The 14,809-nt window shown below is 61.6% G+C and carries 12 protein-coding genes; 8 read left to right on the forward strand and 4 right to left on the reverse strand.

All coding sequences use genetic code 11. From position 1 onward, the window contains the following. The first annotated feature begins 6 nt into the window (after positions 1-6). Both HX790_RS07635 and HX790_RS07640 read left to right on the forward strand, forming a co-directional pair. Positions 7-363, forward strand: coding sequence for a 4a-hydroxytetrahydrobiopterin dehydratase (locus HX790_RS07635; RefSeq protein ID WP_017134918.1), 357 nt, complete (start codon positions 7-9; stop codon positions 361-363). Next, positions 363-1,556 carry an amino acid aminotransferase gene (locus HX790_RS07640; protein ID WP_017134917.1) on the forward strand — a complete coding sequence of 398 codons (1,194 nt, stop codon included), beginning with the start codon at positions 363-365 and terminating at the stop codon, positions 1,554-1,556. The genes HX790_RS07635 and HX790_RS07640 overlap by 1 nt, the downstream gene beginning before the upstream one ends. Positions 1,557-1,686: 130 nt before the next feature. On the opposite strand, the gene HX790_RS07645 is transcribed toward HX790_RS07640, so the two are convergent. After that, positions 1,687-2,496, reverse strand: coding sequence for a UDP-2,3-diacylglucosamine diphosphatase (locus HX790_RS07645; RefSeq protein ID WP_017134916.1), 810 nt, complete (start codon positions 2,494-2,496; stop codon positions 1,687-1,689). Between the two features lie 137 nt (positions 2,497-2,633). Between HX790_RS07645 and HX790_RS07650 the strand changes: the two genes are divergently transcribed. Together HX790_RS07650 and HX790_RS07655 are read left to right on the forward strand one after the other, a co-directional pair. Next, positions 2,634-3,383 (forward strand): helix-turn-helix domain-containing protein, encoded by a 750-nt coding sequence (locus HX790_RS07650; protein WP_017134915.1) that lies wholly within the window; start codon positions 2,634-2,636, stop codon positions 3,381-3,383. 276 nt (positions 3,384-3,659) lie between these two features. Further along, a complete protein-coding gene (locus HX790_RS07655; protein ID WP_017134914.1) occupies positions 3,660-4,544 on the forward strand; it encodes a DMT family transporter in 885 nt (294 codons plus the stop codon). Positions 4,545-4,547: 3 nt separating this feature from the next. On the opposite strand, the gene HX790_RS07660 is transcribed toward HX790_RS07655, so the two are convergent. Continuing rightward, positions 4,548-4,835 carry a SelT/SelW/SelH family protein gene (locus tag HX790_RS07660; RefSeq protein ID WP_017134913.1) on the reverse strand — a complete coding sequence of 96 codons (288 nt, stop codon included), beginning with the start codon at positions 4,833-4,835 and terminating at the stop codon, positions 4,548-4,550. Between the two features lie 84 nt (positions 4,836-4,919). Between HX790_RS07660 and HX790_RS07665 the strand changes: the two genes are divergently transcribed. Next, entirely contained in the window at positions 4,920-7,109 is a 2,190-nt protein-coding gene (locus tag HX790_RS07665) for a patatin-like phospholipase family protein (RefSeq protein WP_176991504.1), read from the forward strand. A 150-nt stretch (positions 7,110-7,259) separates the two neighbouring features. On the opposite strand, the gene HX790_RS07670 is transcribed toward HX790_RS07665, so the two are convergent. Further along, positions 7,260-7,694 (reverse strand): MarR family transcriptional regulator, encoded by a 435-nt coding sequence (locus HX790_RS07670; protein ID WP_017134911.1) that lies wholly within the window; start codon positions 7,692-7,694, stop codon positions 7,260-7,262. Positions 7,695-7,815: 121 nt separating this feature from the next. Then, positions 7,816-9,945, reverse strand: coding sequence for a DNA helicase RecQ (recQ, locus tag HX790_RS07675; RefSeq protein ID WP_017134910.1), 2,130 nt, complete (start codon positions 9,943-9,945; stop codon positions 7,816-7,818). A 276-nt stretch (positions 9,946-10,221) separates the two neighbouring features. Here recQ and HX790_RS07680 point away from each other — a divergent pair, with 276 nt between their 5' ends. The 3 genes from HX790_RS07680 to HX790_RS07690 all read left to right on the forward strand — a co-directional run bounded on the left by HX790_RS07680 (position 10,222) and on the right by HX790_RS07690 (position 14,803). After that, on the forward strand, positions 10,222-10,809 hold the full coding sequence (locus tag HX790_RS07680; protein WP_017134909.1) for a YecA family protein: 588 nt from the start codon (positions 10,222-10,224) through the stop codon (positions 10,807-10,809). 11 nt (positions 10,810-10,820) lie between these two features. Next, positions 10,821-11,213 (forward strand): YbaN family protein, encoded by a 393-nt coding sequence (locus HX790_RS07685; protein WP_169984834.1) that lies wholly within the window; start codon positions 10,821-10,823, stop codon positions 11,211-11,213. Positions 11,214-11,332: 119 nt separating this feature from the next. Continuing rightward, positions 11,333-14,803 carry a PAS domain-containing hybrid sensor histidine kinase/response regulator gene (locus HX790_RS07690; RefSeq protein WP_017134907.1) on the forward strand — a complete coding sequence of 1,157 codons (3,471 nt, stop codon included), beginning with the start codon at positions 11,333-11,335 and terminating at the stop codon, positions 14,801-14,803. The last annotated feature ends 6 nt before the right edge of the window (positions 14,804-14,809 follow it).

Here is a 14,809-nt window from a genome sequence, read left to right on the forward strand (position 1 = left end):
ACCCCCATGACCACCTTGAACCAAGCCCACTGCGAAGCCTGCCGCGCCGATGCCCCACAAGTCAGCGACGAAGAGCTGCCGGTACTGATCAAGCAGATTCCCGACTGGAACATCGAAGTACGCGACGGCGTGATGCAGCTGGAAAAGGTTTTCCTGTTCAAGAACTTCAAGTTCGCCCTGGCCTTTACCAACGCCATGGGTGAAATCTCCGAAGCCGAAGGCCATCACCCGGGCCTGCTCACCGAGTGGGGCAAAGTCACCGTGACCTGGTGGAGCCACTCGATCAAAGGCCTGCACCGCAACGACTTCATCATGGCCGCGCGCACCGACGAAGTGGCCAAGGACGCCGAGGGCCGCAAGTAATGCATTTTGATGCCATTGGCCGCGTGCCCGGGGACCCGATCCTCGGGCTGATGGACCTGTATGCTCAGGACGCCAACCCGAACAAGTTCGACCTGGGCGTGGGTGTGTATAAGGACGACCAGGGCCTGACGCCGATTCCGCACTCGGTAAAACTGGCCGAACAGCGCCTGGTGGACACGCAAACCACCAAGACCTATATCGGCGGCCATGGCAATGCGGCCTTCGGTTCGCTGATCAGTGAGCTGGTGCTGGGCGCCGATTCAGCGCTGATTCGCGAACGTCGCGCCGGTGCTACGCAAACCCCTGGCGGCACCGGCGCGCTACGCCTGGGTGCCGACTTTATCGCGCAAAACTTGCCCGGCCGCGGCGTGTGGCTGAGCAACCCGACCTGGCCGATCCACGAAACCATCTTCGCCAAGGCCGGGCTCAAGGTCAGCCATTACCCGTATGTGGGCGCGGATAACCGCCTGGACGTGGCCGCGATGCTCGCAACGCTGGCCACCGTGCCCACAGGCGACGTGGTGTTGTTGCATGCCTGCTGCCATAACCCGACCGGTTTTGACTTGTCCCAGGACGACTGGCGCCAGGTGTTGCACATCGTGCGCGAACGGCAATTGCTGCCATTGATCGACTTCGCCTACCAGGGCTTTGGCGACGGCCTGGAGCAGGACGCCTGGGCGGTACGGTTGTTTGCCGCCGAGCTGCCGGAAGTGCTGGTCACCAGTTCCTGCTCGAAGAACTTCGGCCTGTACAGCGACCGTGTCGGCGCGCTGATCGTGTGCGCGGCAGACGCCGAGAGGCTCACGGACGTGCGCAGCCAACTGGCGAATATCGCGCGCAACCTGTGGTCGACGCCGCCGGATCATGGCGCCGCAGTGGTAGCGACCATCCTGGGCGACGCCGAGCTGAAAAAGCGCTGGAGCGATGAAGTCGAGGCCATGCGTTCACGCATTGCCCAACTGCGCTCCGGGCTGGTGGAGGCGCTGGCGCCCCACGGGCTGGCCGAGAAGTTTGCGCATATTGGTGCGCAGCGCGGGATGTTTTCCTATACCGGTTTGAGTGCTGAGCAGGTCAAGCAACTGCGCGAGAAGCACAGCGTGTACATGGTCAGTTCAGGGCGGGCGAATGTGGCGGGTATTGACGCGACACGCCTGGCATTACTGGCCGAGGCCATCGCCGACGTCTCGAAATAACTGAAGAAACGCAATCAAATTGTGGGAGCTGGCTTGCCTGCGATTACGGTGTGTCAGTCACTGAATAAGTTGACTGAACAACCGCCATCGCAGGCAAGCCAGCTCCCACATTTTTGACCGTGCGAACCTTCTAGCCCGCAACCATCTCAGCTTTGAGCAGCGCCTCTTTAGCCTGCGCATCCGCCAACCGATACAACTCGATACTGCCATCCCAGTGCTCGATCAACGCGGTGCACGACTCCACCCAATCCCCGCAATTAAGGTAGTCCACCTCGCCCACCTTGCGAATCTCGGCATGGTGAATATGCCCGCACACCACGCCATGCAACTCGCGCTTGGTCACTTCGTGGGCGATCGCTTCTTCGAAATCGCTGATAAAACTCACCGCCGTCTTGACCTTGTGTTTCAGGTACGCCGACAACGACCAGTAGCCATAGCCATACCGTGCACGCCAGTGATTGAGCCAGCGGTTGAGCGTGAGGGTGAACTCATAGGCCGAATCGCCCAGGAACGCCAGCCAACGGTGGTATCGGGTGATCACATCAAATTGATCACCATGAATCACCAGGAGATGGCGGCCATCGGCAGTGACGTGCACGGCCTCGTCCACCAGCTGGATATTGCCCAGGATCAGCTTGGAGTAGCGGCGCAGGAATTCGTCGTGGTTGCCGGTGACGTAGATCACCTCGGTGCCGCGCTTGGCCATGGTCAGCAGGCGGCGGATCACATTAGTATGAGCCTGAGGCCAGTACATGCCGCCGCGCATTTTCCAGCCGTCGATGATATCGCCGACCAGGTAGACCTTGTCGGCGTGGTAGCCCTTGAGGAACTGTGACAGGTGCTCGGCCTGGCAATCCCGGGTGCCCAAGTGCACGTCGGAGATCCACAGGGTACGAACCCGTTGTTTGCGGCTGGGTTTGGCGAACTCGGCACTGGTCATGGGCATCCCTCGACGGTGTTTTCGCGAGCTTGCGCCCAGGCGGTTAATAGCCCATGACAACTGTGCGTCATTCTGATGACAGCGATCAAAGCCCTTGAAGCGTTGTAGACTGCGGGCCTGCTGCCCAGGAGACCGCGATGAGACCGACCCTCACGCTGCGCCACTACCTCGAAGAACCGCTCGCCCACAGCCATGACCACGCCCAACTGGTGTTCGGGTTGTCGGGGCACCTGGACCTGGAAGTCGATGGCCTTGGCAGCCAGGTGCACGCCAGCAGCGTGATGGTGCTGCCCTTCTCGGCCCACCATGCCTGCGGCAGTCGCGACGGCAGCCGCTGTCTGGTGCTGGATGTGCCCGACGAGCATTGGGTGGCGCAGTCCTTGGGCGAGCACGCCGACACCAGTCGCCGCCTGCTCGATCAACCGGCGCGACTGACACTGGACGCCCGGCAAAGCCAGTTGGTGCAATGGCTGGCACACAGCCCGGTGGATGACCCGCTGATCGCCCAGCAAGGCGCGGTGTTGCTGCTGGCCAGTCTCAATCATCCGCTGGCCCAACCGCTACCGGGCAAGCGTTTGCCGTATGCCGCGTTCAATGCGCATATCGAACGCCACGCTGCGCGCCCGTTGCAGGTGGCCGATCTGGCGCGTATTGCCGACCTCTCGGTGGCGCGCTTGCATGCACGTTTTATGGCCGAGTGCGGGCAAACACCGATGGACTACCTGCGTAGCCGTCGCCTGCACATGGCGTTGAAACTTTTGCGCGAGACGCCGCTGCCTGTTGGCGAAGTTGCCGAACGCGTCGGTTACGCCTCGCAAAGTGCCTTCTCTGCCGCCATGCTGCGTGAGTTTGGCGCCTCACCGGGCACGCTGCGTCGCTCATCGTAAGCATAAACTCTGACCGCCCAGGCGGCTGATCCCAACCGCGAACACCGTCACTGTGGCGAGCGGGCTTGCCCCGCGTTGGACTGCGCAGCAGTCCCATTTTTGGGGTCGCTTCGCAACCCAACGCAGGGCAAGCCTGCTCGCCACAGGTTATTCGTTGCCTAATGGGATGATTGTGATGAGAGGCTGGCGCTAAGATTCGCGAGGTCCGCGACAGACACCGGCGCCTGCAACCCTCTAGACTGCGATTCTGTCACCCCCGTTGGTTCAAGGATCGCAATGACTCCCCGCTCAGCCCTTGGCGCCCTGCATATCGGCGCACTGATGTTTGGCCTCACTGGTGTCTTCGGCAAGCTGGCAGCCGCCTCGCCGGCCATCATTGTGTTTGGCCGCGCCGCCTTTGCCGTAATCGCCCTGGCGATCTTTGCGCGATTTGCCAGCAACACCACCTGGAAAACCCTGGAGATGCGCGACTGGCGTCGCCTCGTGGTCAGTGGCGTGCTGCTGGCGGCGCATTGGGTGACCTTCTTCATTGCCGTCAAAGTCGCCGGGGTGGCCGTCGCCACCCTTGGCTTCACCGCGTTCCCGGCCTTTACCGTGATGCTTGAAGGGCTGATCTTCCGTGAGCGCATTCGCGCCAACGAAGTGTTGCTGGTGGCGCTGGTCACGGTGGGCCTGGTGTTGGTCACGCCAGACTTCGACCTCGCCAGCCAAGCCACGGGCGGCCTGCTGTGGGGGATTCTCTCGGGCCTGTTGTTCTCGCTGCTGTCGCTGAACAACCGCGCCAGCTCCGTGCGCATTCCGGCGGTGCAGGCTGCGCTGTGCCAGAACGTGGTGGTCGCGGCGTGCCTGCTGCCAGTCGCAGCACCGGGCCTGGCGGATGTACGTGCGATTGACTGGCTGTGGATCGGTCTGCTCGGGGTGTTCTGCACCGGCCTGGCCCATAGCTTGTTTGTCGCCAGCCTCGCGGTGATCAAGGCGCGCACCGCCTCGGTGGTGTTCGCCATGGAGCCTGTCTACGGCATCACCGTGGCCTGGCTGCTGTTTGCCGAAACCCCGACCTTGCGCATGCTGCTGGGCGGCGCGCTGATCATTGTCGCCATCGTGCTCTCAGGCTTGATGGGCAGTGCCAGCCAGGCCAAACAGCCGGCAGCCACCGCGTAGCCTTCAGGCTTTGCGGTCGTTGTGCCCCAGGTCGCGCTGCGGGTCGATCTGGTCGCGCACGCGCTGCTTGAGTACCTTGGCCTCTGGAAAGCCGCCGTCGGCCTTGCGCTCCCAAATTTGCACACCGTCGCAGGTGATGCGAAACGCCCCGCCGGTGGCTGGCTCAAGCGCCACACGGCCCAAGTCATCGGCAAATGTACTCAACAATTCCTGGGCCAGCCACGCCGCGCGCAACAGCCATTGGCATTGGGTGCAATAGGTGATGACGATCTCGGGTTTGCTGGCAGACATAAGTAGAGAAGTTCCTGACATATCGGGCACGGACGATCGAGTGACTATAATACCGGCCTTTATCGCCCAGCCTCGAGATTCATGATGCGCCGCCTGTTGTCCTGCCTGTTTCTGTGCCTGCTTCCCCTGATCGCCGATGCCGTCGAAAGCCCACGCCCCAAAATCGGCCTGGTGCTGTCCGGCGGTGCCGCCCGTGGCCTTGCGCATATTGGCGTGCTCAAGGCCCTGGAGGAGCAAGGTATCCATATCGATGCTATCGCCGGCACCAGCATGGGCGCGGTGATTGGCGGCCTGTACGCCTCGGGCTACAAGATCGATGAACTGGAAAAGCTCGCGCTCAATATCGACTGGCAGCAGGCATTGTCCGACGCCCCGCCGCGCGAAGATGTGCCGTTTCGGCGCAAACAGGATGACCGCGATTTCCTCGTCAAACAAAAACTCAGCTTTCGCGATGACGGCAGCCTTGGCCTGCCGCTCGGCGTGATCCAGGGCCAGAACCTGGCGCTGCTGCTGGAAAGCATGTTCGCCCACTCCAGCAATACGCGTAACTTCGACAAGCTGCCAATCCCGTTCCGCGCTGTGGCCACCGACATCACCACCGGCGAAAAAGTGGTGTTCAGCAAGGGTCACTTGCCCCAGGTGATCCGTGCGAGCATGTCGATCCCGGCAGTGTTCGCTCCGGTGGAACTGGACGGACGGCTGTTGGTGGACGGCGGCATGACCGACAACATCCCACTGGATGTGGCGCGCGAAATGGGCGTCGACATCGCTATCGTCGTGGACATCGGCACGCCGCTGCGCTCACGCAAGCAACTGGCGACGGTCGTGGACGTGCTCAACCAGTCCATCACCCTGATGACCCGGCGCAACTCAGAAGAACAACTCAAGGCCCTGCATCCCAAGGATGTGCTGATCCAGCCACCGCTGGCCGCCTACGGCGTGACGGACTTCGGCCGCGCCAAGGACATGATCGACGCCGGCTACCGCGCCACCCGCGCCCTCGACGTGCGCCTGGCGCATTTGCGCCCCGCCGAACCGATCGACCCACAATTGGTTGAGGCCCGCACCCCGGGCGAACGCACGCCGGTGATCACCGCCATCAAGGTGGAGAACGACTCGAAAGTCAGTGACGACGTAATTCGCTACTACATTCGCCAAACCCTGGGCGAGCCGCTGAACCTGGGCCGCCTGCAAACCGACATGGGCACGTTGTACGGCCTGGATTACTTCGAGCAGGTGCAATACCGCGTGGTGAAAAAGGGCCAGGACAATACCCTGGTCATCAGCGCGCGCGGCAAACGCAGCGGCACCGACTATTTGCGCCTGGGCCTGAACCTGTCGGATGACATGCGCGGCGCCAGCGCTTACAACCTCGGCGCCAGTTACCGCATGAACGGCATCAACCGCCTTGGCGCCGAATGGCTGACGCGCGTGCAGATTGGTGATCGCCAAGAGCTGTACAGCGAGTTCTACCAGCCACTGGATGTGGGCTCGCGCTATTTCGTCGCGCCTTATATCAGTGCCCAGGCGCAGAACGTCGACCTGGTGCTGGACAGCGACCCTATCGCCGAATATCGCCTGGAGCGCTACGGTTTTGGTTTGAACGTGGGGCGCCAGATTGGCAATAGCGGCGAGATCCGCTTCGGCGTCGGTGAAGCCTGGGGCAAGGCAGATGTGCGTGTTGGCGAGCGCGACTTGCCGAGTGTGAGCTTCAATGAGGGTTTCTATGAGCTCAAGTACTCGTTCGATTCGCTGGATAACGTGTACTTCCCCCATACCGGCGAAGACATCGGCCTGGCCTTCCGAGAGTTCGAGCCCGGCCTGGGTTCGGACCAGCGCTACCGACAGTGGGAGTTCAAGCTGGACAAGGCCATGAGCCACGGCCCGGACACCTTGATACTCGGCGGTCGTTATGGGCGCACGCTGGATAAATCCGACGTGGTGGTTTCCAGCTTTCTGCTCGGCGGTGCGCGGCAATTATCAGGCTTTCGCGAAAACTCAATCTCGGGGCAGAACACCGCCCTGATGCGTGCTGTGTACTACCGCCGCCTGACGCCGCGCTCATACCTGCCGCTGGATTTCCCGCTGTACCTCGGCGCATCGGTGGAACGCGGCCGGGCGTGGAACAACGATAACCAGTTTGACAGCGGGTACATCAATGCCGCGAGTATTTTCCTCGGTTTTGATACGCCGTTAGGGCCGCTGAATTTCAGCTATGGGTTCAATGATGACAAGCAGCAGGCGGTGTACCTGAACCTGGGGCAGACGTTCTAGCTGGATGCCAGGCTACTGTGGCGAGGGAGCTTGCTCCCGCTGGGGTGCGAAGCGCCCCCAATGCGGTGAATGCGATCATTCAGGTGCAACGAGGTTGATGGCTTTGGGGCTGCTACGCAGCCCAGCGGGAGCAAGCTCCCTCGCCACACCTCAGGACTTTTCCAGGTTCGCCAGAATGTGCCCATGCACGCGCATGCACACGCGCAAATCTTCTTCATCCACGCCCACGAACAACTCATGGCGCAAGGCCGTGGCGATGGTTTCGATCTGATCAATCAACGGACGGGCGGTGTCGCACAACAGAATGCGTTTGGCGCGACGATCCTCCAGCACCGCCTGGCGCTGCACCAGGCCCTGGCCTTCAAGGCTGTCGAGCAGGCGCGCCAGGGTCGGACCTTCTACGCCGACGCTTTGCGCCAGTTCACGCTGGGTGGGCGCATCTACAAAACGGGCCAGATGCAACAGCACCAGCCAACGCGCCTGGGACAAGCCCAGCCCCGCCAAACGGCGGTCGAGTTCGGCGCGCCAGCCTCGGGACATTTGCGCCAACTGCATGCCAAAGCGGTGTTGTTCGGTTAACGGCATAAAAAACTCATGATTTAGACTGAAAATAGAATGTGGCTAATTATTAGTCAGCTAAGCATGAGCCATGCCAGGAGGCAAGTGGTGCTATGTACTGATTCGTTACATTGTCGTAATTGGCACATTAAATTTCGAATTCAGACTGCAAAGCGGCACGTACGCAATACAAAACCCCCTCAGGAACACGCCCGGTAAACAGCGGTGCGATCTCCGTGACAGGTGGCAATTCGCCTTCTCCGTCGAGGAAGGCATCCTGGATTTCACCGAGCAAATCTTCCGGTAAATCAAGGGCCTGCTCCAACGACAACTGTTGCTTGCCGATGGATTCAGCCAGCAAGGTGTAGACGTTTTTTTCCGAGCATTGCAGCTGGCCGGCGATCTGGATCGGGGTCATGCCGGCACGTGCCAGGCTGATCAGTTCATGGCGGATGTCGGCGACTTCCTTGGGCGCCTCGGCCTGGCCGCCGAGCACCTCGAGGAAGGCCTGGCCGTAGCGTTCCAGCTTGCGCGCACCCACGCCGCTGACCTTGGCCATCTCGGCCATGCTGGTCGGTTGCTCGCGCAACATCTCCAGCAACGTGGAGTCGGGAAAGATGACGTAAGGCGGCACGCTGTGTTCCTGCGCCAGTTTGCGCCGCAGGGTGCGCAAGGCTTCCCACTGTTCGCGTTCTTCGCCACGCACCAATTGGCTGGCCGGGCTGGTGCTGCTGCTTTTTGCGGTGGTTTGCGGCTTAAGGTCGCGGCGCAGCTCCAGGCTCACCTCGCCCTTGAGCAATGGCCGGCAACTGTCGTTCAGGCGCAAGCCGCCGTAGCCTTCGATGTCGATGTCCACCAGGTTGCGCGCGACCATCTGCCGGAACAACGAACGCCATTCGCCTTCGGCGCGCGCCTTGCCGACGCCGTACACCGAGAGTTTTTCGTGGCCGAAGCTGCGCACTTTCTCGTTGTCCTTGCCCAGCAATACGTCCACCAGATGCCCCACGCCGTAGCGCTGGCCGGTACGGTAGATGGCCGACAACGCCTGGCGCGCCGGCTCGGTAGCGTCCCAGGTCTGTACGCCATCGGTGCAATTGTCACAGTGCCCGCATGGCTCGGGCATGTCCTCGTCGAAATACGCCAGCAGCGTCTGTCGGCGGCAGCGGGTCTCTTCGCACAGCGAGAGCATGGCATCGAGCTTGTGTTGTTCCAGGCGTTTGTGGCGCTCGTCGCCTTCGGAGTTCTGCAACATCTGCTTGAGCATCACCACGTCTTGCAGGCCGTAGACCATCCAGGCATCCGCCGGCAGGCCATCACGGCCGGCGCGACCGGTTTCCTGGTAGTAGGCCTCAAGGGACTTTGGCAGGTCCATGTGTGCAACAAAACGCACGTTGGATTTGTCGATGCCCATGCCGAACGCGATGGTGGCCACCATGATCAGGCCTTCCTCGTTGAGGAAGCGCTTCTGATGGGCAGAGCGCGTGTCATTGGGCAGCCCCGCGTGATACGGCAGCGCCGGGTAGCCTTGCTCGCAGAGAAACGCGGCCACTTCATCGACCTTCTTGCGCGACAGGCAATACACGATGCCTGCGTCGCTGCGCCGCTCGGACAGGAACGCCAGCAACTGCTTGCGCGGTTGTTCCTTGGGCACGATGCGGTAAAAAATATTTGGCCGGTCGAAGCTCGACAGAAAGCGCTCGGCGTTCTGCAGATGCAGGCGCTCGACGATTTCTTCGCGGGTGCGTTTGTCGGCGGTGGCGGTCAGGGCGATGCGCGGCACGTCGGGGAACAATTCCGCCAGTTGGCCCAGTTGCAGGTATTCGCGACGGAAATCGTGGCCCCATTGCGACACGCAGTGGGCTTCGTCGATGGCGAACAGCGCAATTTCCAGACTTTGCAGGAAGGCCAGCATGCGTGGCTGCACCAGCCGTTCTGGCGCCAGGTAGAGCATCTTCACTTCACCGCGCTTGATGCGCGCAGCCAGCTCGCGCTGCTGTTCGGCACTCAAGGTGGAGTTCAAGGCGGCGGCGGCGACACCGAGTTCTTCTAGGGTGGCGACCTGATCGTCCATCAACGCGATCAGCGGCGACACCACCACGGCCAAGCCATTGCGCAACAGCGCCGGCACCTGAAAGCACAGCGACTTGCCGCCGCCGGTAGGCATCAGGACCAGGGCATCACCGCCACTGGCCACGCGCTCAATGATCGCACCCTGGCGGCCACGAAAACTGTCGTAGCCGAAGATGTCCTTGAGGACGCGTTGAGCCTGTTCGAGCATGTAAAACTCCAAAATGGTGCCGAAATCCCTCTGTACAGGCTGGCCGAAAAAACACCGCTTCACGGGAAATAATCCGTAAGCGAAGTTTTCGCGGATTGGCGCTTGGCCTGCAGGGGCATCACAAAACGCGGCAGTATACCCGAGCGTTACCTGGCAAAGGGCGCCACTGACGAATAGTCACCCCGCTCCAGTACCCGGCAAATATGCCTTGCAGCTGGCCTGGACGCTCAAGAAAGCCTAGAATTGCGCATCGTTTATTCCCAAGGTAGCCCTTCAATGTCCTTCGCTGAGCAACTAACCCGCCTGCAAGCCTTCCTCGACGCCGATGAGCTGCATGACGAGGCGCTGGACTACGTGGCCGCTCACGGCTACCTGACCGCCCTGTCGATCTGCGCCGACGTCGTGCCCGACCGTGAATGGATCGACGCGCTGTTCGCCGAAGAACCGCACTACGCCGACGCCGCCCAACGCGAAGAAATCGAATCCACCCTGCTGGCCCTCAAGGCCCACATTGGTCGCCAACTGGCTTCCGATGAGGAATTCGAGCTGCCGTGCGAGCTGGACCTGGGCGAGGAGCCGGATGACTCCGACCTGCGCGGCTGGTGCATCGGCTTCATGGAAGGTGTGTTCCTGCGCGAAGCCGCCTGGTTCGAAACTGCCGAGGAAGAAGTCAGCGAAATGCTGCTGCCGATCATGGTCGGTTCGGGCCTGTTCGACGACCAGCCGGAATTCTCCGACATCGCCGCCGATGCCAACCTGATGGACGACATGATCGTACAGATCCCGGAAGCCCTCACCGCCTTGTACCTGCTGTGCAATGCGCCTGACGAAAAACCGGCGATCCTCAAGCCACGTCACCACTGAGTCGGTTGCCCATGACGCCCATGGGCAAGCGCTCACTGCTCCTGCGCTACGTGCTGCTGGCCATCGGCTGGCTGAGCGTAGCGCTGGGAGTGATCGGTATCTTCCTGCCGGTATTGCCGACCACGCCCTTCCTGCTACTCGCAGCCGCCTGCTTCGCCCGAAGCTCCCCGCGCTTCTACCAATGGCTGGTGGAACACCCGCGCCTGGGGCCGTGGATCAAAGACTATCTGGACGGCAATGGCATTCCGCTCAAGGGCAAGGTCTACGCCATCGGCCTGATGTGGCTGAGCATTGGTTTTTCCTGCTACCTGGTGCCGCTGCCTTGGGCACGTGGGTTTATGCTGACCAGTGCAGTGCTGGTGAGCATTTACATCTTGCGTCAGAAAACCCTGCCACCGCGTTGAACACGCGCTGCGACATTCGATCCCACACGACCTTGGTCGACACTGACTAACCCCCAGCATCATGCGAGACTGTCCCACCGGGCTCGGAATGCCCGGGTGTTCTTATGCTCGGAGTTACCATGACGCTGTCCAGCGGGCTGATCGCCGCCGTTGCCCTGGCCTATATGGCCATTATGTTTGCCATCGCCTTTTACGGTGATCGCCGCCACGCGCCGCTACCGCCACGAATACGTGCCTGGGTATACAGCCTGTCGCTGGCCGTTTACTGCACCAGTTGGACCTTCTTCGGCGCCGTAGGCCAGGCCGCCGAACAACTGTGGGCGTTTTTACCAATCTACCTGGGACCTGTCCTGCTGCTGGTGCTGGCACCTTGGGTGTTGCAGAAGATGATTCTGATCAGCAAACAGGAAAACATCACCTCCATTGCCGACTTTATCGCCGCACGCTACGGCAAATCCCAATCGTTGGCGGTGGTGGTGGCGCTGATCTGCCTGGTCGGCGTGCTGCCCTATATCGCTCTGCAACTCAAAGGCATCGTGCTGGGCGTGAACCTGTTGATCGGTTCCGGCCCCGACACCACCGGCACCCGCGCCCAGGACACCGCGTTGATCGTGTCGCTGGTATTGGCGCTGTTCACCATTGTGTTCGGTACCCGCAACCTCGATGCCACCGAACACCACCGTGGCATGGTGCTGGCGATCGCGTTTGAATCCCTGGTCAAGCTGTTCGCCTTTCTGGCGGTAGGCGCATTCGTGACCTTCGGCCTATACGATGGTTTTGGCGATCTGTTCAGCCAGGCCATGCTCGCCCCGCGCCTTGAAGAATACTGGACAGAAACCATTAACTGGCCATCGATGGTGGTGCAGACTGGCGTAGCGATGATGGCGATTATCTGCCTGCCCCGGCAGTTTCACGTCACCGTGGTAGAGAACATCGACCCGCAGGATTTACGCCTGGCCAAGTGGGTGTTCCCGGCGTACCTGATCCTCGCCGCGCTGTTCGTCATCCCTATCGCCCTCGGCGGCAAAATGCTCTTGCCCGCCTCGGTATTGCCGGACTCCTACGTGATCAGCCTGCCCATGGCCGAAGCGCACCCGGCCCTTGCAGTGCTGGCGTTTATCGGCGGCGCCTCGGCGGCCACCGGCATGGTGATTGTGGCGAGCATTGCCTTGTCGACCATGGTCTCCAACGACATGTTGCTGCCGTGGCTGTTGCGCCGCTCCAGCGCAGAGCGGCCGTTCGAAGTGTTCCGCCACTGGATGCTGTCGGTGCGCCGCGTCAGCATTGTGATCATCCTGTTGCTGGCCTACGTGAGTTACCGCCTGCTCGGCTCCAGCGCGAGCCTGGCAACCATCGGCCAGATCGCGTTCGCCGCCGTTACCCAACTGGCGCCAGCGATGCTTGGCGCGTTGTATTGGAAGCAGGCCAACCGACGAGGCGTATTTGCCGGCTTGGCGGCTGGCACTTTCTTGTGGTTCTACACCTTGGTCCTGCCGGTGACGGCGAAAAGCCTGGGGTGGTCGTTGAGCCTTTTCCCCGGCCTGACGTGGATGCATTCGCACCCCTTTGGTTTCACCGTCACCTCGTTAACCCTGGGTACTGTGTTTTCTCTTGCGGGCAATTTCACGCTGTTTGTGTGGGTCTCGATGCTGTCGCGCACACGGGTATCCGAGCATTGGCAGGCCGGGCGCTTTATCGGCCAGGAAATCAGCCAGCGCGCCAATGCGCGCTCGATGCTGTCGGTGCAAATCAGCGACCTGCTCAGCCTCGCGGCACGTTTTGTCGGCAAGGAACGCGCCGAGCAGAGCTTTATCCGATTTGCCTATCGCCAAGGCAAAGGTTTCAACCCCAACCAGAATGCCGATAACGACTGGATCGCCCACACCGAACGCCTGCTGGCCGGCGTGCTCGGCGCCTCTTCGACACGCGCAGTGGTAAAAGCCGCGATTGAAGGCCGGGAGATGCAGCTGGAGGACGTAGTACGCATCGCCGACGAAGCCTCCGAGGTGTTGCAATTCAACCGCGCATTACTGCAAGGCGCGATCGAAAACATCACCCAAGGCATCAGTGTGGTCGACCAGTCCCTCAAGCTGGTGGCCTGGAACCGCCGCTACCTGGAGCTGTTCAACTACCCTGAAGGCCTGATCAGCGTGGGCCGGCCGATTGCCGACATTATTCGCTACAACGCCGAGCGCGGCCTGTGTGGGCCGGGTGAGGCCCAGGTGCACGTAGCGCGCCGCCTGCATTGGATGCGCCAAGGCCGCGCGCACACCTCCGAACGTTTATTCCCGAATGGCCGCGTGATTGAGCTGATCGGCAACCCGATGCCCGGCGGTGGGTTTGTCATGAGTTTTACCGACATCACTGCGTTCCGGGAGGCCGAGCAGGCGCTGACCGAGGCCAACGAAGGCCTTGAGCAACGGGTGACCGAGCGTACCCATGAGCTTTCCCAGCTCAATGTCGCTTTGACCGACGCCAAGGGCGTGGCCGAATCCGCCAGCCAGTCGAAGACCCGCTTCCTTGCGGCTGTCAGCCACGACCTGATGCAACCCTTGAACGCTGCACGCCTGTTCTCCGCAGCCCTTTCCCACCAGCACGACGGCCTGTCTGCCGACGCGCGGCAATTGGTGCAACATTTGGACAGCTCGCTGCGCTCGGCCGAAGACTTGATCAGCGACTTGTTGGATATTTCACGCCTGGAAAACGGCAAGATCAACCCGCAGCGGCAGCCCTTTGTGCTCAACGAGCTGTTCGACACCCTCGGCGCCGAATTCAAGGCGCTGGCTCAGGAGCAGAACCTGCGCTTCCGCCTGCGCGGCAGCCGGTTGCGGATAGACAGTGACATCAAGTTGCTCAGGCGGATTCTGCAGAATTTTCTCACCAACGCGTTCCGCTATGCCGACGGCCCCGTGCTTTTGGGCGTGCGCAGGCGCAAGGACGAATTGTGCCTGGAAGTGTGGGACCGTGGCCCTGGCATCCCGCTGGATAAACAGAAGGTCATCTTTGAAGAGTTCAAGCGCCTGGACAGCCACCAGACCCGCGCCGAGAAGGGTCTGGGCCTGGGTTTGGCAATCGCTGACGGCCTGTGCCGCGTGCTCGGGCATACGTTGAGCGTGCGCTCGTGGCCGGGCAAAGGCAGCGTGTTCAGCGTGCGCGTGCCGCTGGCGCGTAACCAGGCCAGCCCGCAGGCCAAGATCGCGCCAGACAATGGGCTGCCATTAAGCGGCGCGCAGGTGCTGTGTGTGGATAACGAAGAAAGCATCCTGATCGGCATGCGCAGCCTGCTGACGCGCTGGGGCTGCGAAGTGTGGACGGCCACCGACCAGGCGCAGTGCGCGGCACTGCTGGCCGAGGGCGTGCGCCCGCAACTGGCGTTGGTGGATTACCACCTGGACCACGGCGAGACGGGCACGGAGCTGATGGGCTGGCTGCGGGCGCAGTTGGCAGAACCGATTCCCGGGGTGGTGATCAGTGCCGATGGGCGACCGGAGATGGTGGCCGAGGTGCATGCGGCAGGGTTGGATTACTTGGCCAAGCCGGTGAAGCCGGCGGCGTTGCGGGCGCTGTTGAGTCGGCATTTGCCGCTTTAAACAGAG

This window comes from Pseudomonas sp. IPO3747 (genome assembly GCF_013385245.1).
Lineage (GTDB): Bacteria > Pseudomonadota > Gammaproteobacteria > Pseudomonadales > Pseudomonadaceae > Aquipseudomonas > Aquipseudomonas edaphica.

Coding starts and splice junctions, on each gene's coding strand:
- HX790_RS07635 (WP_017134918.1), top strand. CDS start 7: ATGACCACCTTGAACCAAGCCCACTGCGAAGCCTGCCGCGCCGATGCC.
- HX790_RS07640 (WP_017134917.1), top strand. CDS start 363: ATGCATTTTGATGCCATTGGCCGCGTGCCCGGGGACCCGATCCTCGGG.
- HX790_RS07645 (WP_017134916.1), bottom strand. CDS start 2,496: ATGACCAGTGCCGAGTTCGCCAAACCCAGCCGCAAACAACGGGTTCGT.
- HX790_RS07650 (WP_017134915.1), top strand. CDS start 2,634: ATGAGACCGACCCTCACGCTGCGCCACTACCTCGAAGAACCGCTCGCC.
- HX790_RS07655 (WP_017134914.1), top strand. CDS start 3,660: ATGACTCCCCGCTCAGCCCTTGGCGCCCTGCATATCGGCGCACTGATG.
- HX790_RS07660 (WP_017134913.1), bottom strand. CDS start 4,835: ATGTCTGCCAGCAAACCCGAGATCGTCATCACCTATTGCACCCAATGC.
- HX790_RS07665 (WP_176991504.1), top strand. CDS start 4,920: ATGCGCCGCCTGTTGTCCTGCCTGTTTCTGTGCCTGCTTCCCCTGATC.
- HX790_RS07670 (WP_017134911.1), bottom strand. CDS start 7,694: ATGCCGTTAACCGAACAACACCGCTTTGGCATGCAGTTGGCGCAAATG.
- recQ (WP_017134910.1), bottom strand. CDS start 9,945: ATGCTCGAACAGGCTCAACGCGTCCTCAAGGACATCTTCGGCTACGAC.
- HX790_RS07680 (WP_017134909.1), top strand. CDS start 10,222: ATGTCCTTCGCTGAGCAACTAACCCGCCTGCAAGCCTTCCTCGACGCC.
- HX790_RS07685 (WP_169984834.1), top strand. CDS start 10,821: ATGACGCCCATGGGCAAGCGCTCACTGCTCCTGCGCTACGTGCTGCTG.
- HX790_RS07690 (WP_017134907.1), top strand. CDS start 11,333: ATGACGCTGTCCAGCGGGCTGATCGCCGCCGTTGCCCTGGCCTATATG.